Annotated in this window: 22 protein-coding genes; 13 read left to right on the forward strand and 9 right to left on the reverse strand. The window is 45.5% G+C overall.

What is annotated here, in order from left to right; all coding sequences use genetic code 11:
- Window positions 1–58: 58 nt before the first annotated feature.
- A complete protein-coding gene (locus DWW13_RS15985; protein ID WP_117762263.1) occupies window positions 59–829 on the reverse strand; it encodes an ATP-binding protein in 771 nt (256 codons plus the stop codon).
- A gap of 168 nt (window positions 830–997) precedes the next feature.
- On the opposite strand from DWW13_RS15985, the gene DWW13_RS15990 reads away from it, so the two are divergent.
- Window positions 998–1,645: a TetR/AcrR family transcriptional regulator gene (locus DWW13_RS15990; protein WP_117762262.1), complete on the forward strand. Its 648-nt coding sequence runs from the start codon at window positions 998–1,000 to the stop codon at window positions 1,643–1,645.
- On the opposite strand, the gene DWW13_RS15995 is transcribed toward DWW13_RS15990, so the two are convergent.
- On the reverse strand, window positions 1,567–2,193 hold the full coding sequence (locus DWW13_RS15995) for a DUF3786 domain-containing protein (RefSeq protein ID WP_055226247.1): 627 nt from the start codon (window positions 2,191–2,193) through the stop codon (window positions 1,567–1,569). The genes DWW13_RS15990 and DWW13_RS15995 overlap by 79 nt on opposite strands.
- A gap of 230 nt (window positions 2,194–2,423) precedes the next feature.
- On the opposite strand from DWW13_RS15995, the gene DWW13_RS16000 reads away from it, so the two are divergent.
- The 7 genes from DWW13_RS16000 (at window position 2,424) to DWW13_RS16035 (ending at window position 8,764) form a co-directional block, all read left to right on the forward strand.
- Complete coding sequence (locus DWW13_RS16000) at window positions 2,424–2,873, forward strand: Rrf2 family transcriptional regulator (protein ID WP_055221751.1); 450 nt, start codon at window positions 2,424–2,426, stop codon at window positions 2,871–2,873.
- A 575-nt stretch (window positions 2,874–3,448) separates the two neighbouring features.
- Window positions 3,449–4,342, forward strand: coding sequence for a DegV family protein (locus DWW13_RS16005; protein WP_117762261.1), 894 nt, complete (start codon window positions 3,449–3,451; stop codon window positions 4,340–4,342).
- Between the two features lie 172 nt (window positions 4,343–4,514).
- Window positions 4,515–5,066 (forward strand): stage V sporulation T C-terminal domain-containing protein, encoded by a 552-nt coding sequence (locus tag DWW13_RS16010; protein WP_055221761.1) that lies wholly within the window; start codon window positions 4,515–4,517, stop codon window positions 5,064–5,066.
- Between the two features lie 257 nt (window positions 5,067–5,323).
- Entirely contained in the window at window positions 5,324–6,268 is a 945-nt protein-coding gene (locus DWW13_RS16020) for an ABC transporter permease (protein ID WP_117762259.1), read from the forward strand.
- Between the two features lie 77 nt (window positions 6,269–6,345).
- The gene (locus tag DWW13_RS16025) at window positions 6,346–7,149 is read left to right on the forward strand and encodes an ABC transporter permease (RefSeq protein ID WP_117762258.1); all 804 of its coding nucleotides are present in this window, start codon (window positions 6,346–6,348) and stop codon (window positions 7,147–7,149) included.
- A gap of 1 nt (window position 7,150) precedes the next feature.
- Window positions 7,151–8,029 (forward strand): ATP-binding cassette domain-containing protein, encoded by an 879-nt coding sequence (locus tag DWW13_RS16030; protein ID WP_117762257.1) that lies wholly within the window; start codon window positions 7,151–7,153, stop codon window positions 8,027–8,029.
- 3 nt (window positions 8,030–8,032) lie between these two features.
- On the forward strand, window positions 8,033–8,764 hold the full coding sequence (locus tag DWW13_RS16035; protein WP_117510043.1) for an ABC transporter ATP-binding protein: 732 nt from the start codon (window positions 8,033–8,035) through the stop codon (window positions 8,762–8,764).
- A gap of 2 nt (window positions 8,765–8,766) precedes the next feature.
- Here the strand turns inward: DWW13_RS16035 and DWW13_RS16040 are convergent, their stop codons facing one another.
- The gene (locus DWW13_RS16040; RefSeq protein ID WP_117762256.1) at window positions 8,767–9,750 is read right to left on the reverse strand and encodes a dipeptidase; all 984 of its coding nucleotides are present in this window, start codon (window positions 9,748–9,750) and stop codon (window positions 8,767–8,769) included.
- Window positions 9,751–10,034: 284 nt separating this feature from the next.
- Between DWW13_RS16040 and DWW13_RS16045 the strand changes: the two genes are divergently transcribed.
- From DWW13_RS16045 to fucO, 4 genes are all read left to right on the forward strand, one after another.
- Entirely contained in the window at window positions 10,035–11,432 is a 1,398-nt protein-coding gene (locus DWW13_RS16045) for an alanine/glycine:cation symporter family protein (RefSeq protein WP_117762264.1), read from the forward strand.
- 135 nt (window positions 11,433–11,567) lie between these two features.
- Window positions 11,568–12,407: a cytosine permease gene (locus tag DWW13_RS16050; protein WP_117762255.1), complete on the forward strand. Its 840-nt coding sequence runs from the start codon at window positions 11,568–11,570 to the stop codon at window positions 12,405–12,407.
- A 136-nt stretch (window positions 12,408–12,543) separates the two neighbouring features.
- A complete protein-coding gene (locus DWW13_RS16055; protein WP_022462686.1) occupies window positions 12,544–13,125 on the forward strand; it encodes a TetR/AcrR family transcriptional regulator C-terminal domain-containing protein in 582 nt (193 codons plus the stop codon).
- 223 nt (window positions 13,126–13,348) lie between these two features.
- Window positions 13,349–14,497, forward strand: coding sequence for a lactaldehyde reductase (gene fucO / locus DWW13_RS16060; RefSeq protein WP_022462806.1), 1,149 nt, complete (start codon window positions 13,349–13,351; stop codon window positions 14,495–14,497).
- A 238-nt stretch (window positions 14,498–14,735) separates the two neighbouring features.
- Here the strand turns inward: fucO and tig are convergent, their stop codons facing one another.
- The 3 genes from tig to DWW13_RS16075 form a co-directional block, all read right to left on the reverse strand.
- Window positions 14,736–15,962, reverse strand: a complete 1,227-nt coding sequence (gene tig, locus DWW13_RS16065; RefSeq protein ID WP_117762254.1) for a trigger factor — start codon at window positions 15,960–15,962, stop codon at window positions 14,736–14,738.
- 344 nt (window positions 15,963–16,306) lie between these two features.
- Complete coding sequence (locus DWW13_RS16070) at window positions 16,307–16,813, reverse strand: IS630 family transposase (RefSeq protein WP_117762253.1); 507 nt, start codon at window positions 16,811–16,813, stop codon at window positions 16,307–16,309.
- Entirely contained in the window at window positions 16,800–17,237 is a 438-nt protein-coding gene (locus tag DWW13_RS16075) for an IS630 transposase-related protein (RefSeq protein ID WP_117762252.1), read from the reverse strand. The genes DWW13_RS16070 and DWW13_RS16075 overlap by 14 nt, the downstream gene beginning before the upstream one ends.
- A 383-nt stretch (window positions 17,238–17,620) precedes the next feature.
- Here DWW13_RS16075 and DWW13_RS16085 point away from each other — a divergent pair, with 383 nt between their 5' ends.
- Window positions 17,621–17,959 (forward strand): HipA domain-containing protein, encoded by a 339-nt coding sequence (locus DWW13_RS16085; protein WP_117762251.1) that lies wholly within the window; start codon window positions 17,621–17,623, stop codon window positions 17,957–17,959.
- Between the two features lie 263 nt (window positions 17,960–18,222).
- Here the strand turns inward: DWW13_RS16085 and DWW13_RS16090 are convergent, their stop codons facing one another.
- From DWW13_RS16090 to DWW13_RS16100, 3 genes are all read right to left on the reverse strand, one after another.
- On the reverse strand, window positions 18,223–19,590 hold the full coding sequence (locus DWW13_RS16090) for an MATE family efflux transporter (RefSeq protein ID WP_118720559.1): 1,368 nt from the start codon (window positions 19,588–19,590) through the stop codon (window positions 18,223–18,225).
- Between the two features lie 131 nt (window positions 19,591–19,721).
- Window positions 19,722–19,922 carry a helix-turn-helix domain-containing protein gene (locus DWW13_RS16095; RefSeq protein ID WP_117762265.1) on the reverse strand — a complete coding sequence of 67 codons (201 nt, stop codon included), beginning with the start codon at window positions 19,920–19,922 and terminating at the stop codon, window positions 19,722–19,724.
- Window positions 19,923–20,113: 191 nt separating this feature from the next.
- Window positions 20,114–21,029 (reverse strand): tyrosine-type recombinase/integrase (locus DWW13_RS16100; RefSeq protein ID WP_147398333.1); only part of this gene is annotated, 916 nt, incomplete at its 5' end.

The raw sequence follows: 21,029 nt of genomic DNA on the forward strand, positions 1-21,029 counted from the left end.
TTGCAGGCTGAAGTAACGAGAATGCGACGCGCAGTTTTCAAACTTTCAATCCTCCAACTCACAATCCTAATTTCTTTACAATTTCTCCCAGTGCACTTCTTACAGGAGAATCTTTCGGAAGCCGTATGATCGGCTTTCCATCACAGTCATACTGATATACCTGGTCATCATGTGGTACAACGCCTAACAGTTCCAATCCCTGATTTCGGATTTCTTCCAGAGTTCCGGCATCCAGTTTTCCATCCGGAACACGATTCACGATTAATCCAGTTTTCTGTGGTTTAAAGTTTAATTCATTCATCAGCTTTGCAATACGTCCGGCTGCCTGAACACCTCTTCTGGAACAGTCACTCACAAGAATCGCAACTTCCATCATTGGCAGAATTCCTCTGCTGATGTGTTCCATACCCGCTTCGTTATCAACCACAATATATGGATAATGGCTTTGCAGTTTCTGAACCTGGGTCTGTACAAGGCCATTTACAAAACAATAGCAGCCCTGTCCCTGGGTTCGTCCCATTACCATCAAATCATAATCGTCTTCTTCTGCAATCGCATCAGAAAGACGCATTTCCAGATATGCCTGTTTTGTCATACCGGAGGGAATCTGATATCGTGGGTCTATGCCTGCCCGCTCAATTTCTTCTCTCAGCTCCCCAAGTGTGACCTCCGGCTCAACACCGAGCACTTCGTTCAAATTTGCATTTGCATCTGCATCCACCGCTAGGACCGGACGTTTTCCGCTTTCACATAAATACTGGATCAACAATCCACAAAGAGTTGTTTTTCCTACGCCGCCTTTTCCTGATACTGCAATTACATGTCCCATGTTTTTCCTCCTAAAATTCTGAACAATCTGTTGACTTTTTCTTTTAATCTCATTATAGTTGTTACTATATAAATTACAATAATCAGTCTGTGAGATTTGTATGGTTACTCAACACATCAGAAAAATTGTTGAGAAATCATATGATCCCAAATAATACAGGAGTATATAATGTCAGAAAAAACGAGAAAACAAGATCGCCGTACCCGCTATACCAGACAAACCATAAAAGATACGTTCTTAGAATTGTTAAAGCAGAAAAGTTTTACGAAAATTACAGTTACAGAGATCTGCAAAAATGCTGAAATCAACCGTGGCACTTTTTATCTTCATTACTACGATATCCATGATGTATTATCAGATATTTTTAATGATATGACTCAGGATATGTTAACAACTGTAGATCATTTATTCTGTCTAAATCAAAAAAGCTGTTCCTATCCGTTCTGTCAGAAAATACAGATGGAATCACAATATAGGGCACTGTTTCTGGATGATGCAATTGCCCCCATTCTTCTGGAAAAATTAGCAGAAAATACAAAAGAAGGCTATGTGACCTGGCTTATGTCACACAGCCTCCTGACCTTTGAACAGGCAGAATCGGTTTTTTATTTTCAAATGAATGGCTGCCTTTCCATCAACAGACTGATGCTCCGCAATCATTGTAATGACTGGAAACAGATTCAGACAGTAATCGACAAATTTATCAAAGCCGGGTTGGAAAGTTTTCTGATTCATGATCAGAGAGAAGAAAAGGCTTCCGATAATTTTTGCAGCAAAATTTCTCCAACTGTTACCGCATCTTCTACACTCAGATAATGATCGGCATGATCCTGAAGAAATATTTTGCCAGATGCAGGAAATTCTTCATCTGCAAACCATATCTTTAAAGTTACCGGATATCTTGGCAGAACTGGAAAAACAGCACACAGATCCGCCTTTGTTTCTGTGAATTCTGCACCCAGGTTTTTACATGCTTTCTGAATTTTCTCAGGATCTTTATCCTGCAAAAGCTTTTCCAGTTTCTGCTCTGCAGTCCGGTCAAACTTGGTTCCCCGTATCAATCCATCTTTCAGGTTACCAAAAGTAATGAGCTTCTGTGAGCCTTCTGTGCCATCGGCCATATCCAGATAATGCAGCAATGTCAGATAATGCCATTCGTCCACGTTTGAGTTAATACGAAACTCAGGGAGTTGAATTTCAATTGTTTCATAAAAACTCAGTACTTCAAGCACATTCCGGCTGCTATGAAAAACAGCCCCGCTTTTTGCAGCAATCTCCTCTCCGGAACGATTTTGCAGCCGTTTTACTGCTGCCTGCAACATTTCCTGAAATGCACGATTTTCTGTTTGATTTTTGTATTCCATAAGTTCTCCTTTGTGAACATTTATAGTATCTGTGTTGACTTTTCCTTTAATCTCCATTATAGTTGTAATTATATTATTTACAATCATCAAAGCATTAAAAAATGTACAGTTTATCAACACATTAAAAAGAACTGTTGAGAACTTAGGATGTTTTAAACAAACCAGAAATATTTTCATCCCAAAAACGTGAAAACAAGATCATTATATCATACTACAAGGAGTTTCTTATCATGAAATATTCAACGAAATTAAGTGATACTGTTCATGTGATGGTTCTGATTGCTATCAACCAGGAAAAATCCCTCTCCAGTGCCTCAATTGCAGAAAGTGTCCATACAAATCCCGGCTTTGTACGCCAGCTTATGTTAAAACTAAAAAAAGCGGAACTTATGACAAGTGTAGCCGGACATGCCCGTCCTTCTCTTTCAAAACCAGCCGATCAGATTACATTGCTGGATATTTATAAAGCAGTTGAAGGTGATAAACCATTGCTTCATTTAGATACTCATACCAATCCAGATTGTGGCGTTGGCATTAACATTCAGTTATCTTTGCAGGGATTTTATAATGAAATTCAAAAGGCTGCCGAAGAAAAAATGAATACGATTACTTTGCAGGATATCATAGATACCTACTATCAGCGGATATCTATAGAAAATAACTTACAGAATATTATTTAACAGGAGAACACTTTCATGTACCTTCAGCAAATACGAAATGCTACCAAAACACTGTGGGAGAAGTAGACTATGAGAAAACAATCTGGTCAAGTTCATAGCAGGGAATCTTCTGCAACTCTCCAACTGACAGTAAGTTTACTCTATCCTTAATTGCTTAAGCTGGTTGTATATGAATAAAGAATGATGTATAGTATTTGCAAGAGGCACCTTCTTTCGTAAATGTTGCAAATGTTTGTTTCGTCACTTTCATTATACAACATCAAGAATCAAGGTGTCTTTCTTTTATGCAAAATCACGAACTTGCTCATTTATAGATAAAACGATTTTATTTCAAAAGCGGTTTTTACTAAAAATACGTCTGCCGTTTTTGGTCATTATTACTATGCATTGATACCTGGTCAAATTTCTTCCGAAAACAGATGATTTCAGGAATCAACTTGTCGGCACACTCCTTTGTAGTATGTTGTCTATCTTCCATTGAAATCTCTCTTCTTTGGTGATACAATGTGCTACAATGCTTATCAAAAGTTACATCATTTTGGGGGACATTTACACTACAAAGGAGAATTTTATTTATGTTTCAGGTTTTTGTTGATTCAGCGGCAAATCTGCCTGCTGTTACTGCGAAAAAATACGATATCCATGTCGTTTCTTTCGTCAATCTTGTGAATGGAAAAGAGCTGGTCTGCTTCGACCCGGATCTGTCACCGGAAGAGGAGCTTGCAAAAGGAAAAGAATATTACAATGCCATGCGCACCGGCTGTGAAATCAAGACCGGACTGATCAGCACCGCAAATTTTGCGGATGCGTTCCGCACCGCTCTTGAGGCAGATCAGGATGTCATCTATCTTTCCTTAAGCAAAAACATCAGCGGAACTTATAACTCCGCAAGACTTGCTGCCGAGGAGCTTCTTGAGGAATACGGCGGAAAACGTAAAATCCGCCTCGTCGATTCCCTGAATGCCTCTCTTGCACAGGGCATCCTCGCCATCTATGCCAGCGAAATGCGCGATCGGGGCATGAACGTAGACGAAGCGGCAGATCTTCTGGAAACCTACGTTAGCAAAATGAACGGTGTTTTCACCGTCGGCGATCTGAAATATCTTTCCCGTACCGGAAGAATCAAGGGAAGTGTCGCTGTGGTCGGAAATATGCTGAAAATCAAACCGATTCTGCGTGGAAGTGAAGATGGCTATATTGTTTCCTACAAGAATGTCCGAGGACGCAAGGCCGTTTTAAATGAACTGATTCGTCTTTTCTGTGAAACGATCGAAGACCCGGAAAACCAGATCGTCGGAATCGCACATGCAGATGCCTATGAGGAATCTCTTTATATGATGGAAGAAATCCAGAAAAGAGTGAAGGTGCGTGAGTTTATCAATACTTCTTACGATTACTGCACCGGAAGCCATGTCGGACCGGATACGATCGCTTTGTTCTATCTCGGAAAAGACCGCAGTCTTCTGTAAAAGGAGCAACCAGACTAACCACTGCTGTTTCACTGTATTTTTTCCGAAATTGCTGCAAACAGCGGAAATACTGTTTCTTTTTTCCATGCATAATTCCACCTGTTTTTCCACATACTACCCATACAGTACAAATTATGGAAAGTACATTGCGGAAACAGGAGGAATTTTTCATATGAAAGCGACGGGAATTGTTCGAAGGATTGATGATCTGGGGCGTGTGGTAGTTCCCAAGGAAATCCGGCGCACGATGCGGATCCGGGAAGGACAGGCCATGGAAATTTATACCGGACGGGAGGGTGAGATTATCCTGAAGAAATACTCACCGATCGAAGAGCTGGCGGAATGCGCAGCAGGGTTTACAAAATCAATTTCAACGGTGACCGGATGTCTCGTCTGTGTTTCGGATCAGGAACAGATTGTGGCGGCAAACGGGCCGGAACAGAAAAATTATCTTGGCAAGTCCATCAGCAGCCGGCTGGAGGAAGCGATTCTGAACCGGAAAACAGTACTTGCGCGTCCCGGTGAAAAGGCTTATTTTTCAATTTTGGAAAACACAGACAATACTACTCCTCTGCCGGAGCTCATTTTTCCGATTCTCTCCTCCGGTGATGCCATCGGTTCGGTCATTCTCTGCGGCAAAGACAGGGAGTCCCTGCCGGGCGATACGGAAAAGAAGCTCCTCCAGGTAGCGGCAACGTACCTCGGACGGGAAATGGAAAACTAAACAGGGGATTTATCGAAGGCAATTTATCAAAGGCTTTTTGCATCATCCGCACCGGTTATGCAAGAGGCCTTTTCCTGTTATTCTGTAATTCGAGATATTCCAATTTTATCTTGCTATTTACACCTGCATTGTCTACAATAAAAATGACGTGCACGAAAACCTTCAGCCGATACGCCCGAAGCTTTTCTGTGCCTGCTTTTATAAGCCGGGAAAAATTCCCGGAGTATCCTACATTACACAAGGAGGAATTTCCATTCATGAAATACATTGCAAAGAAATTCGGCTCTCTCCTTCTTACGCTGCTTCTTGTATCCTTTTTATCGTTCTTTGCCTTTTCCGTCATACCCGGAGATGCGGCAAAATCGCAGCTTGGAACGGAGGCGACGCCGGAGCGGATTGAGGCTCTGCAGAAGGAAATGGGACTGGATCGGCCGGTTCTGGAACGGTACGCTTCGTGGGTAACCGGCTTTTTTCATGGAGATCTCGGCACCTCGTATTCGTACTCGATGCCGGTCGGAGAACTGATCCGCGATAAAGTTCCGATTACCATCGCTATCACCGTTATCGCATTCCTGATGATCCTTGTTGTCTCGATTCCCCTCGGCATTTTCACAGCACAGCACGCCGGAGGCCATTTGGACCGGCTGATCATGACGATCAATCAGGTGATCATGTCTGTGCCGGGATTTTTCATCGGTATTCTGATCACGTATCTTTTCGGTCTGATTCTCAAATGGTTTCAGCCGGGCGCCTATGTGCCGATTTCTGAAAATTTTTCCGGTTTTATCGGTTATCTTGTTGCACCGTCTGCCGCCATTGCACTTCCGCGCTGTTCCATGGCTGTCAAAATGCTGCGCAGCTCTGTGCTCTCGCAGCTCGATGCCGACTATGTGCGCACCGCCTATTCCCGCGGAAACAGTACACGCCGTGTTATGTATCACCATGTGCTGAAAAACGCCCTGATTCCGGTACTGACCTTCTGGGGCATGACAATCGCAGATATTGTGGCAAACAGCATTATTCTGGAACAGGTTTTTTCGATTCCGGGCATGGGCAATCTTCTGATCACTTCGATCTCCAACCGCGATTACCCCGTGGTTCAGGGCATCCTTGTACTGATCGCCGCCCTCATTATTATCATCAATTTCGTGGTAGATCTGCTGTATGGCAGAATTGATCCGCGTATCCGCGTAAAAGACTGACGGGAGCTTTCGATCATCAGCTCCCGCGACCGAAAGGTCGCAGGGAGCCGCCCACGACAAAGGAAAGGGGTTTCATTATGAAAAAGAAACGCAATCTCACGCTGATCATCGGAGCTGTTCTCACCTCTTTTATGCTTCTGTTTCTTCTGATCGGCTTTTTCTACACACCGTACGACCCGGATGCAATGAACGGCGCAGCCAAGTTCGCTGCTCCATCTCTGTCACACCCGTTCGGCTGTGATCACTTTGGACGCGATATTTTCAGCCGCGTCTTAAAAGGAACCGGTACAACCTTCTTCGTCGCTTTCGCTACTCTGCTGCTCGGCGGAACCATTGGTGTTCTTGTCGGTGCGTTCACCGGGTATTTTGGCGGATGGATTGACGAAATCCTGATGCGCATAAACGATGTCATTGTTTCCTTTCCGGGAATCCTGCTGGCGCTGGTATTTATCGCGCTGCTGGGTCCCGGCAAATACAACGTGATCCTTGCACTCGGTATCGTATTCATTCCGAGCTTTGCACGTATCACCAGAAGCGAATTTCTCGCACGCAAAGATATGGACTATGTCAAAAGTGCCCGTCTGATGGGTGTTTCCCATCTTCGGATCATATTTGTACATATCCTGCCAAATACGGTCCCGTCCCTTCTTTCGATGGCAGCAATCGGTTTCAACAACGCCGTTCTCTCCGAGGCCGGCATGAGCTTTCTCGGCATCGGTGTCCAGCCGCCCGATGCCTCGCTTGGACGGATGCTCTCAGAATCCCAGACGTATCTGATGACTGCTCCCTGGGGCTCTGTTTTCCCCGGTCTTGCCGTCATTTTACTGGCGCTTGGCGTATCGCTCCTCGGCGACGGATTACAGAAGAAAGGCGGTAACTGATATGGCACTTCTCGATGTACGTGACTTAAAAATTGCATTTTACGATACCACGCCACCGACCGAAGTGGTAAAAGGCATCTCCTTTTCCTTAGAAGAAGGTGAGACGCTTGGCATTGTCGGGGAATCCGGTTCCGGCAAAACCCAGACGGCGCTCTCCATTCTGCACCTTTTAAAGGAAAATTCCGCCGTATCCGGCGGAGAAATTCTCTACGAAGATTCTTCCGTTGCGCACGCTTCCAACCAGGATCTGCAGCGCATCCGCGGAAAAGAAATCAGCATGATTTTTCAGGAACCGATGACCTCTTTAAATCCGGTTCTGACCATCGAAGAACAGATTGCAGAGGGACTGCTGATCCATGAGAGCTGCACACCGGCAGAACGTCATGAAAAGGTTCTTGCCATAATGCATGAGGTCGAGCTTCCCGACCCGGAAAAGCTTTGCAAAAAATACCCTCACCAGCTCTCCGGCGGTCAGCGCCAGAGGGTGATGATCGCTGCGGCGCTTATTACAGAACCGAAGCTTCTGATTGCAGACGAGCCGACAACAGCTCTTGATGTGACGATTCAGTCGCAGATCTTAAAGTTGCTGAAAAAAATCAATGAACGCCATCACACGGCGATTCTTTTTATCTCACACGACCTCGGCGTCATCCGTTCGCTCTGTGACCGGGTCATCGTCATGAATCATGGGACGATTGTGGAATCCGGCAGTGTAGACGATGTCTTTTTCCACCCGAAGGAAGACTACACCCGCCGCTTGCTCGATGCAATTCCGAACCGACGAACATCGCTGCGAAAGCGAATCAAAATCGCTCCAACAGCTCAATGGCCGACAGGCTCTGACAAAAAAGCTGCTCCGCCTGCGGAAAAGGAGGAATAACCCATGGAAGAAATCAGTCCGAACAACATTCTGAAAGTCAGCCATATTTCTGCCTCCTATCAGGAGGGAAAGCAGAGAAAAACGGTGCTTCATGATATCTCTTTCGAGCTTCATGAAAATGAAATTCTCGGTCTCGTCGGAGAGAGCGGATGCGGAAAATCGACACTCTCCAAAGTGATCTTAGGATTTATCCGCCCAGATGAGGGCGAAATAATTTCGCAGGTCGACCATCCGCAGATGATTTTCCAGGACCCGTTTTCCTCCCTGAATCCGGCGAAGAAAATCTCCTGGATTTTAGAAGAACCGCTTCGGATGCAGAAGGTTCCGAAAGAAGAACGAAAAAAACGGGTTCTTGCGATGGCCGAAAGAGTCGGTCTCTCCGCAGAGCACCTGAAACGCCGCCCGCATGAGCTCTCCGGCGGCCAGCGCCAGAGAGTCAGCATCGCGGCCGCACTGATCCAGGGCTCACGCCTGATCCTTGCCGACGAACCGGTTTCCGCTCTCGATGTGACGATTCAGAAGCAGATCATGGAGCTGATGGTTCAGCTTCAGGAGGAGCTTCAGCTCTCGATTCTCTTTATCTCGCATGACCTCAACGTGATCTATCAGATGTGCGACCGGGTTCTCGTGATGAAAGAAGGCCGGATTGTGGAGAACGCGGAGACGGAAGAACTGTTTGCGCATCCGCAGAATGATTATACAAAGGAGCTTCTGGCGGCATCACCGGAGCTGTAGTTTTATTTCCAGCATTCTCTAAACACCCGAAGTACATTCTTGGAAAAGACCTTCTCGATCTCCTCATCGGTGAAACCGTCGTGGCTCATCACATCTGCGAGATGCTGCATATGCGCGGTGTCCGGCACATCCGTTTCACCGCTGAAACCGTCAAAATCGGTTCCAAGGCCGATGATATCGATACCGCCGACGTTGCGCAGATATTTCATATGGCGTACCATATCCATCGTCGATGCCTTTTTCGTTGCCGGCTCCTCCTCGCGCAGAAACGACGGACAGAAATTGATACCGGTGACGCCGCCACGCTCTGCGAGCTGACGAATCATTTCATCTGAAAGGTTTCGCAGATGGAAGCACGCACCGCGCGCATTGGAATGGGACGCAATGACCGGACCTCTCGTATGTGCAAAAACATCGCGGATTCCGGCATCATTTAAGTGTGATAAATCGATCACTATGCCGAGCCGCTCCATCTCCTCGACAAAGGTAATACCGGTCGGTGTCAGCCCGTTTTCAAGATCCGGAAGATATGGCTTTCCCTCTTCCTGCGCCGGGTTCGGGAATCCAAGCTCATTCGGAAAGTTCCAGGTCAGCGTGGAAATCCGCACACCGAGATCGTACAGTGTGTGCAGTTTTTCGATACTGCCTTCGTAAACACCACCCTCTTCGACGGTCATCACCGCACCTATTTTTCCTTCCTTCTGTACCTGCATCAGATCCGCATACGTTTTGATCTGACAAATGCGGTCCGGATACCGTTCCACCTCTGATTTCCAGAGATCAGCCAGCTTTCTCACATGCTCAAACGGTGTTTCGTCTTTCAGTCCCTTCAGGAACGTAAACAGAGAAAAGCACTGGCAGAGGCTGCCGCCCTTTTCCAGCTTATCCAGATTGATCTGAAGATCCGCATCCGCAAGATGCTCCTGTTTTTCCTTCCACTGCAGCGCCGGGATGGTGTCGCAGTGCATATCAATTACCTGAAACATGGCAATAATCCTCTTTTCTGTTTTTTTCTATTCTATCATATTTCGCTGCATTCCTTCACAAAAACTGGAAGAAAACGTAAAAAACCGCCTGGCTCATGGTAAACCCATAAGGCTAGAGAAAATATATCTTTCCGGAATCGCAAAAAATTTGGGGGTTCGCGTTTTTTCTCGAAAAAAACTTGCAAATCTCGTCTGAGATGATATACTTTTTGCATTGTGTTACTTTATGAAAGCACTGATCTTCCAAGAAAGTGCTTCTGCTTATGAAAAAGAAAGAGGTATCTATGCTCCAACTGATTGAAACCATCAACAATGCCGTGAACAATTTTATCTGGGGTGTTCCGGCTATGATCTGTATTTTCGGTGTCGGTCTTTACCTGAGTCTTCGCACCCGTTTTCTCCAGATTCGAAAATTCCCGTATGCGATCCGCACAACGCTCGGAAGAATGTTCCGCAAACGAGATGCTTCCGATGGCGCAATTACACCGTTCCAGGCGGTCTGTACAGCACTTGCCGCCACGGTCGGTACCGGTAATATTGCCGGTGTTGCCGGCGCTATCGCTATCGGCGGACCCGGTGCCGTGTTCTGGATGTGGGTTTCCGCCCTGCTCGGCATGTGTACGAAGTTTGCCGAGGTAACACTGGCTGTTTTCTATCACGAGAAAAACGCCAACGGGGAACTCGTCGGCGGACCGATGTATTACATCAAAAATGGTCTCAGCAAAAAATGGCATTTTCTGGCCTATCTTTTCGCTGCTTTCGGTGTACTGACTGTGTTCGGAACCGGAAATGCAACGCAGGTCAACACCATCACAACCGCAGTCAACTCCGCACTAATGAATTACCATGTGATCTCAAAGGATGCAATCCCTACCTCCAACCTGATTCAGGGTATCATCATTGCGGTACTCGTAGCGCTGATCCTGCTCGGCGGTGTCAAACGGATCGCACAGGTAACAGAAAAGCTCGTTCCGTTTATGGCTCTGTTTTATATTGTCCTTGCCATCGGTGTAATTTTGCTGAATCTCAACCGGATTCCGTCTGTTTTCGTATCGATCCTTGAGGGCGCCTTCCGTCCCTCTGCTGTTACAGGCGGTATCGTCGGAAGCATGCTCATGAGTGTGAAAAAAGGTGTGTCCCGCGGTATTTTCTCAAACGAGGCAGGTCTTGGTACCGGTTCGATCGCGCACGCCTGTGCCGACACAAAAAAGCCGGTCAAACAGGGTATGTTCGGTATCTTTGAGGTATTTACTGATACGATTGTAATCTGTACCTTAACTGCACTCGTCATCCTCTGCAGCGGCACTTCCATCACCTACGGACAGGCTGCCGGCGCAGAGCTGACCATCAGCGGTTTTACCCTTACATACGGAAACTGGGTTTCGCTGCTCACCGCGTTCGCGATGTGCTGCTTCGCCTTTTCCACGATTCTCGGATGGGGACTTTACGGTGCACGCTGCATCGAGTTTTTGTTCTCCGAAAGAATCACAAAATATTTTATGGCCGCCTATGCTCTGGTTGCCATCCTTGGCGCCACCGCAAATCTTGGCCTGATGTGGAGCATTGCCGAGACCTTCAACGGCCTCATGGCAATCCCAAACCTGATTGCGCTCTTCCTGCTTTCGGGCAAGGTTGTGGAGCTTACCAAAGAATATTTTTCCGGAGAAGGCAAAACCCGGTAAAATTCCTTTTATCGCGGCGCATTCCCTTCTTCTGTAAGAAAATCATGTAAATTCGCCTTTTCCCTTGACAATCAGGTTGCTACCCCTTACACTGTTAAAAGTTTATAGCTTGGTTTCACCTTCTTCTCGGCAAGCATGTGGGTAGGCCAGCAGCTCGCTGACGGCCTCGATTTCTGGGGCTTTTTGGGATCACTGATCCTTGGTGGAATCATTCTTGGTATTTATACCGGTCTGCTCGGCTACGTCGGTGCAAAAACCGGTCTGTCACTTGATCTTTTGTCCCAGAGAGCTTTTGGCGAAAAAGGTTCCTATCTGCCGTCAGCCATGACCAGCTTTACGCAGATCGGATGGTTTAGTGTCGGCTCCTTCGTTTCCGGCGGAACCGCAACTCCGAACTTCGCACGTTTTGCAAAGAACGGAAAATCTGGTGCCATCACCACGGTTGTGGCTTTCTTTATCGGAAATTCCCTGATGTTTTTCTTCGGTGCTGTTTCTTCGATCTTTGTCGGCGGAAACGATATCTTCGAGGTTATGGTCCGCCTGAACCTGTTCTACCTGGCTGTTCTCGTTCTCGGTCTTAATATCTGGACTACAAACGACAACGCTCTGTACACCGCAGGTCTTGGTCTTGCCAACATCTTCCATCAGAGGAAAAAACCGATGGTTCTCCTTTCCGGTATCATCGGAACGGTTGCCTCCGTATGGCTGTACTACAACTTCTGCGGCTGGCTCAACATTCTGAACTGTACCCTGCCGCCGGTCGGCATGATTCTGGTGCTCGCCTACTTCATGAACAAAGAGGACTTTGAAACCGATCAGCCGAAACTTAAAACCGTAGACTGGTTTGCGGTTGCCGGTGTCATTCTCGGTGCCATTGTTGCGAACCTCTTACACTGGGGCATCGCTTCCATCAACGGCATGGTTGTTGCCGCTGTATGCTACTGTGTCGGACAGGCCGTAAACAAAAGAAAATAGGCAAAATCGTCCTGAATATGTTCCTGTATCTTATCTCCGGAACATGTTCAGGGCTTTTTATTTTTTCGGATTCGCGTTATAATATATGCATAACTCTGCATAGTTACAATTTTCGAAGCGAAAGGAAACTGCCCGGATGATCCATTCCACCGTATCTGCTCCCAAAGGAGAAAAAACAAAATACCGTCTTGCCGAATCCATGAAGGAGTGCATGAAAACAACCCCTGTCGAAGAGATCACCGTGCGCCAGATCTGTGAAATCTGTGGTGTTACCCGCCAGACCTTCTACCGCAATTTTCTCGACAAATACGATCTGATCAACTGGTATTTTGATAAATTACTGACAAAATCCTTCGAACATATGGGTCGCGGAACGACCGTTTTTGACAGTCTGGAAAAGAAATTTACCTATATTCAGAAAGAAAAAGCTTTTTTCGCCGCTGCCTTCCGCTACGACAAGCAGAATTCTCTGCGTGAGCACGATTTCGATCTGATTCTCGCGTTCTACGAAAATCTGATTCACGAAAAAAGCGGCAGTCCGGTTTCACCGGAAATGCATTTTCTTCTCGAAATGTACTGTCAGGGTTCCATCACCATGACCGTAAAATGGGTGCTTACCGGCATGGATCTGACACCTTCCGAGTTTGCCGCTCTTCTCGTCCGGGCAATGCCGGAAGACTTAAAAAAACTGTTCCGGAATCTGCAGCTGCTCTCTTAGAGCGCGTGTCAAAGTGGGGCTTGCAGATTGCGGAAATGGTTTTTCAGACACTCTCTGGTTATTTTTCACAAATTTTGTTCTGTTGTTTTTGTCACAATGGCGATTTTTTTTAAAGTGTTACACTTCGCTTCTTCTGTCACTTTCTTTTTCCCTTCCGGATTTGTTAATATAATAACAAGTTCAGTAAAACCATTTATTCATTTTAGAAGGGAGTTTTTCAATCATGGCAAATCGTATTAATTTAAATGCAACCTCTTATCACGGAGCAGGCGCTATTGCCGAGATCGCAAATGAAGCAAAGGCACACGGCTTCAAGAAAGCTTTCGTATGCTCTGACCCGGATCTGATTAAATTCAACGTTACTTCCAAAGTAACCGATATTCTGACCGCAAACGGACTCGACTATGAGCTTTACAGCGATATCAAGCCAAACCCGACCATCGAAAACGTAAAACACGGCGTAGAAGCTTTCAAGGCATCCGGCGCTGACTATCTGATCGCCATCGGCGGCGGCTCTTCTATGGATACCTCCAAAGCCATCGGTATCATCATCGCAAACCCGGAGTTTGAGGATGTCAGAAGCCTTGAGGGCACCGCACCGACCAAAAATCCGTGTGTACCGATCATCGCCGTTCCGACTACAGCCGGTACTGCTGCAGAGGTTACCATCAACTACGTTATCACCGACGTAGAAAGAAAACGTAAATTCGTATGCGTTGACCCGCATGATATGCCGATCATCGCAGTTGTTGACCCGGATATGATGTCCTCCATGCCGAAAGGCCTGACCGCTTCCACCGGTATGGACGCTCTGACTCACGCAATCGAAGGCTACACCACAAAAGCTGCATGGGAAATGACTGACATGTTCCATCTCAAAGCCATCGAACTCATCTCCAAATCTCTGCGCGGTGCTGTCGCAAACACCAAAGAGGGACGCGAAGGAATGGCTCTTGGCCAGTACATCGCAGGTATGGGCTTCTCCAACGTAGGTCTTGGAATCGCTCACTCCATGGCACACACCCTTGGTGCTGTTTATGATACCCCACACGGTGTTGCATGTGCCATGATGCTTCCGATCGTTATGGAATACAACCAGGAGTGCACCGGTGAGAAATACCGTGAAATCGCACGTGCCATGGGCGTTGCAGGTGTAGACGAAATGTCTCAGGAAGAGTACAGAAAAGCAGCGATTGATGCTGTTAAGAAGCTGTCCGCAGACGTTGGAATCCCATCTGTTCTCGAGGCAGTCAAAGAAGAAGATCTGCAGTTCCTTGCAGATTCCGCACACGCAGATGCCTGCGCACCGGGCAATCCGAAGGATGCAAGCGTAGAAGATCTGAAGGATCTGTTCCGCAAAATCATGGCGTAACGAACACAATTCGTTTCCCACATGCGAAGCGGATATTCGCAATCCGCTTCGCTACTTGCTCATAACCAAATAACTGCTCCGCAGTTTATCAGAAGGAGCTTGCACTCCTCCTGATACAAGCAAGTCCCCATCCACTGCTTATTGCTTTTCGCAATGGAAGCAGGGGACTTACTTGATTCGGTTAAATCACCCCGGAAAACAGAAATTTTTATCCTGTTTTCCGGGGTGATTTCTCTTTTTATTCTACTGTATTTCCGTCTGCATCCACAGTCACAGTATTGACCGTTGCATTATCGAGAACCATATTGATCATGCGCTCCATCATGATGTTGCGCACTACCGTATCTTCCCCGTAATAGTCATTGGCTGCCTTCAGGAAATCTTCCTGCGACATATTGGCATTGGCTGCCTCGTCGTTTAAGATCTGCTGGTAATCCTGGTCATCTGTTGTCCAGCCTTCTGCCTCTTTTACGGCATCCAGAAGGAGGGCACTTTTTGCCATCGTTCCTGCATACGTTGCTTTCTCCTGATTGTAGGTCGCTCTGTCCGCATACTGCTCCAGATAGTCGTCCAGGGAAATGCCGTAATTCTGAAGATAAGCGGTATACCGTTTATCGTAATCTTCTTCGCCAAGGGTGATATAGGATTTCGGAATTTTGTGAAACGTACAGCCGTCTGCCACCTGCTGCATCGCGTCATTCTGCAGATTATTTTCCGCTGTCGTCTCATTTGCAGCCTCCAGCTCTGCGCGTTTTCCGGCACGGTATTCCTCCACAGTACTGTAATCTGTATTCTCTGCTACCCATGCATCGTCGAGTTCCCATCCATCAATGTTTTCTGCCGGGCGGGTAAACGCATTTACCGTAACGGTAAACACAACATCTTTTCCTGCCAGATCGGTACTCTGATAGCTGTCAGGGAATTTCAGGTTCAGATCCTTTGTCTCCCCTGTTTTCATTCCAATGACACCATCCTCAAATCCATCGATGAAGGTACCGGATCCGATCACCAGATTGTAGGAATCGCTGCTTCCGCCGTCAAACTCCTTGCCATCAACTTTGCCAACATAGGCAATATCGGCGGTGTCGCCTTTTTGTACGGTGGCGTCCGGATCGTCCATGGTGACAGCTGTCTCTGCCATAATGGCCGTCTGTACGTCATCATCCGTTACCTGCTCTACTTTCTTTTCCAGTGTGAGCTTTTTGTAATCTCCAAGCGTTACACACTCTGCCGGATCCACATCCTCATCCACAACCGGAATGCCGTCCACCTCGCTCGGGGAAATGTATTCTTCGGAAGCGGTGCTGTCCGACGATGTACTGGATGCATCGGATGTCGACGAAGCGCTTGTGCTGCTTGCGCTCGATGCAGAACTGCTGCTTGTTGTATCATTTTTTCCACATCCGCTCACGCTGGCTACTCCCAGTGTCATGAGCAGAAGCATGGCTACTGCTTTTCTCTTCATTTTATTCCTCCATACTGCGCCGTTTTCCGGCGCATCGCGAATTTTCTCGATTACCGTTCGCTTATCCCTGAAACATCTGCTGTTTCGCTGCGAATTACAAATCCCATTCTACCATATCTGACGTGTAAAAAAAAGGCTGGGACTCCGATTTTAGAAATTCTTATGATTTTCAGCCTCAAAATCGTTACAGCTCACAGGCAATGTCATTTACTTAGGGAATTTTCTTACTAAAAAAGGAAGTTCCCTTTTTCTTACCAGTAACTCAAAAATTTCTTGACATTACGTCAATTTTGTGCGGCTTTTTTCTGATTGGCATCAGAAAAAAGCCAATTATAGCTATCCTCTTAATTAACGCAAATTCCAGATGCGTGGAACCACCCTTTGCAATCATTCGTGCTTATTGTTTCTAAGGCCGCTTTTACAGCCTCAGGTAGTTCAGCAGCAACACGGACTTTCCTCTTTCGGAGAAAGGATTTCATTTTTGACCACATTTTTTCAATAGGGTTCAAATCTGGACTGTATGGTGACAAATATAGATAGGAGATCCCCGCCTTGTCTAAAAGTTCCGTCACTATTTGGGCATGACGAGAACGCATGTTATCCATGATTACAACATCGTCTTTCTCAAGGCTCGGTATCAATTGTTTTCCAATATATTCACGAAATCGCTGTGCGGTTGCTCCACCTTGGTACGTAGTATATACCAGACTGCCGTTAAGCCGGATGGATGACAAAACAGTTGTTCCGGCAGGCGTGTTGATCGGGGTAGCATCCATGGCACGTTTCCCATGTACTGCATGTGCATAGTGTCTTGTGAGGTTTGTATTAATACCGCTTTCATCGAGATATATTTAATGTTCTGCATTTGCACCAGATATAGTTTCTATCCATTGACTGCGTTTTCTCTGCACATCGGGGACGATCCTGTTCTTTTGCGTGCAAAGATTTTTTCTTATAAGTATAACCTTGCTTTATCAGAAAACGCCTGACGGCTTCATCGCCTACAGGTAAATGAAGCGTTTCGACAATCTCCTTCATTGTGATATCTGGTTGTTCTTGTACAAGTTCCAGAATATCGTGGTGCTGTTTTTCTGTAAGAATTGTTTTCCGGTCTCTCAGCTGCGTTCTGGTCTCATAACTGCCAGTGCGTGCACGCTCTTCTATAAGGCGGTATACGGTGCTTTCATTTACTGAAAAATATTTTGCAATTTCCCTGGCATTATGAGTTTTATCCCAGGCCTCCAATACCAGTTTTCTAGCTTCATTGTGTAGCATACTATCATCTCCTACACTATATTTTATCACCGCTGTAAAGGGACTGCATTATTTAAGAGGTTTGCTATAGTTAGAAACGCATTTACGATTTATCATCTAACTAAGGAGGCAAAAATGACTTATTCAAATTTAATGAAACAGATGCTTATGGCATCCATTGACCCATAGTCCTGTTTCCCCTTTAAATGGGGCTGGTGAAAATACGCATCTTCAATCGGATGCAGAGCCCGTGACGAAGGCTTTGTCTTTGAAGCTATCGTATCATCTACAATACAGAAAACAGGCTTTCCGGTGCGTGCTGCTTCAGAATAAATAATCTCAATAACAGAACGTTTTAACGTATCTGAAATCAAGGAATCATCCCATTTCCCTGAATTGAGGAAATGGGCAATCGTAGTTCTGTGACAGATGATCACCTGCGGAACCATGCTTTTATTCTTGCCGAAAACGGTTGGATTCTCTCTCCGCTTTACGATGTAAATCCTGTTCCTTATGGCGATGAACTTTCTTTGAACGTGGATGAAGAGGACAACAGCATCGATATTGACCTTGCTGTACAAACGGCTTTTCGGTTTGGAATTCCAAAAAGCGAAGCAGAATCATACGCAGAAGAAATCCTGACAACGGTAAAGCAAAACTGGGAGCGGATTGCTGCAGATTATGGACTGACACGCAGACAAATAGAAGAAATGAGACCTGCATTCAGTGCCTGCTATGAATAATATAATGTGATATATAATTGTGAACTTCCTATAAAATTAACTCTCGATATGCAGAAATATCATATTCCCCACATTTTCAATAAAAAACGATAGAAAATTCGAGAATTAATTAACTCTCATAAAATTCCTTTTAAAGTATGCTACAACTGGTTTAAAGCAAGAGCATGTCGAAACGAAAGTTAATATTTCAGGAAGTTCACAATAATTACCGGTCAACACACAGATTTTTCCGTGCATTGGCCGGTAATTTTTTCATTTAAAAATCAGTTTCCTGTCTTCCCTTTTCTCATATAAGGATTTCGATACAATGAAATCACAAGCTCCGCAGCCATGAAGCACCAGATGATCGGTTCGCACCAGATTACGGCGCTGTAGTGGTAGCGTGGAATGAATACCATGGCAAAGATAATCTTTCCAAACAGCTCAATAAAGCTCGACAGCAACGGCAGAATTTTCTCTCCGAGTGCCTGCAGTGCCAGACGGCTGCAGTTGACAAGACCAAGGGCGAAGAAAAACGGGATGGCTACGCGGAGGTAGCGGGCTCCGTTTCCGAGGACGGTCGGGTCGGATGAACCAGAGATCAGGTGTACCATGGTTGGTGCAAGCGGGGTGACGATTACAATCAGGCACGCGGTTACGCTGAAGCAGAAAATGTAAGCGTAACGGATGCCTTTCCGCACGCGCTCCCAGTTGTCTGCGCCGCGGTTCTGTGCAACGTAGATGTTGACGGCCTGCGCCATGGAGGAAAGCGGCATCATGGAGAACGAAAACAGCTTTCTCGCAGCGGTATGTCCGGCGATAGTTTCATATCCGAGGCTGTTGATGCCCGGCTGCAGAACGATCGAACCAACATAAATGATGCTGCTCATAAATCCCATCGAAAATCCCTGCGCCAGCAGATCTGCGTACAGTCCGCGGTCCAGCGCGAAGTGGCGTTTTTCCGGAAGCAGGATTTTCGCTTTCGTAACAATATAAATCAGGCAGAGCACAACGGAAATGCCCTGTGCAATGACGGTTGCAATCGCAGCACCCCGGACACCCATGCCGAAGGTGCGGATAAACAGCAGATCGAGCACGATGTTCACCAGCGATGAAAAGATCAGGAACACAAGCGGCATGAAGCTGTTGCCGATCGCCCGCAGCAGGCCGGAGCACAGGTTGTAGGCGAACATGACGAACAGGAAAATCGAGAGAATCGAAATATAGCTGTAGGATTCCTCAAGAATCTCCGCCGGTGTTTTCAGCAGGCGCAGCAGCGGATGCATGAAGATCGTCGCCAGAATGGTAACTACCAGTGTCACGGCAACGCCGATGACGATACAGGATGCGACCGATTTTTTCATCCGGTCCGTCTCCTGCCGTCCAAAGCAGCGCGCCGTGACGATCGCAAGACCGTTTCCGACGCCGAACGTAAATCCGGTCATCATCTCATAGATGGATGAGCAGGCACCCATCGCCGCAATCGATGAGTCGCCAAGTGTATAGCCGACGATCAGCGTATCCATCGTGTTGTAAATCTGCTGAAACACGCGGGACGCCATAATCGGCAGGGCAAAAAGCAGCAGAGATTTCAGGATCGGGCCGTGAAGCAGATCGACCTGAGAACTCCGCCGGGTTTGTGTCTGTGACATAGAGAAAATTCCTCCATCTGAATAATGCATTGCGTCCATTATATCAGATGGAAGGAACCTCTGTGCAAAGAAAACATAAAAAATACAATAATCCAAAACTTTTAAAACTACATTTTTAATTATGGCAGTTCTTATTCAGGAAGAAATTCAATAATATCCTGAACTGAACAGTGAAATATTTTACAGAGGGCATCAATAGTGTTTGTGGATACTGATTCTCCAGCTTTTAATCTTCGAATTGTCGAGCTGCTGATTCCTGCTTTAACTTGAAGTGTATATGTTGATGCGCCGACTTTTTTCATTGTGTTCCACAATGGATCATAGGAAATCAATGAATATACGCCTCCTTTTGATATTGACATATATTCATTATTGCCTATAATGGAACATAAACGTGATAGGCAATATTGCCTATATAATAATAAAAAATAACTCCTTGCGGAAATATTTTCGTAGAGTATCACACTACACGAAAAAATACCATCCAATAGATAAAATCACTATTGGATGGTATCTTGACAATTTATTTGACGGCTAATAATCCAGATAATTTTTGCATATTTTTCTTTTTCATCTCATAAGTAGGATGAACATAACGATTCATGGTAATATTGACAGTAGCATGACCGAGAATTTCACTAAGAGTTTTGACATCAAAGCCCAGTTCAACACATCTTGTGGCAAAAGTATGTCGCAAAGCATGAAAATTAGCATTTTCTATCCCTGCGGCTTTTAGAATTTTTTTGAATTTATTTTGCATTGTTCTCGGCTCTATAAATTTATAATCATCGTTAGTCAGCACATAACCTGACGATGATTTTTGATTTAAAATAAGAATTTTTGCTATTTCATCAGGTAATGGGATTTTTCTTATAGAGCAAGGACTTTTGGGTGTGGTCATAACAACTTCGGTTTTTGCCTTGTTTCCCTGATGAATTTGAATTCTTTGCAGTGTATGATGAATATATATTGATTGTTCGGAGAATGAGATATCCTCCCAACGCAAAGCACAAATTTCTCCAATACGCAGTCCTGTAAACAAACACACAAGAATTCCTATGCTGCAGGCTTCAGGATTCTTTAATATATGCTCACATAATTGACTTTGTTCAGCATTGCTTAAAATACGCATAGGTTTAATGTTTTGCCTGATCTGAACAGAGGCAGCATCACATGCAACATAAATTCCTTTTCTGATTGCAAACTTTGAAATATTTCGAATGATAGCCAACACATCATTTACTGTTTTTGGTGATAAACCATTGCCTTTTCTACCGCCTGATTCCAGTAGAAATTTACAATGTGTTTCTATAAAATCATAGGTTATTGCATTAAATGGTTGGTTTCCATATTCGGGAAGAATATAATTTGTGAGCATATTATAATATTTATTTTGTGTACTATAAATGAGCAAATATCGAATTTTGCACAAACTTATC

This window comes from Blautia sp. AF14-40 (assembly GCF_003479665.1).
GTDB lineage: Bacteria > Bacillota > Clostridia > Lachnospirales > Lachnospiraceae > Fusicatenibacter > Fusicatenibacter saccharivorans.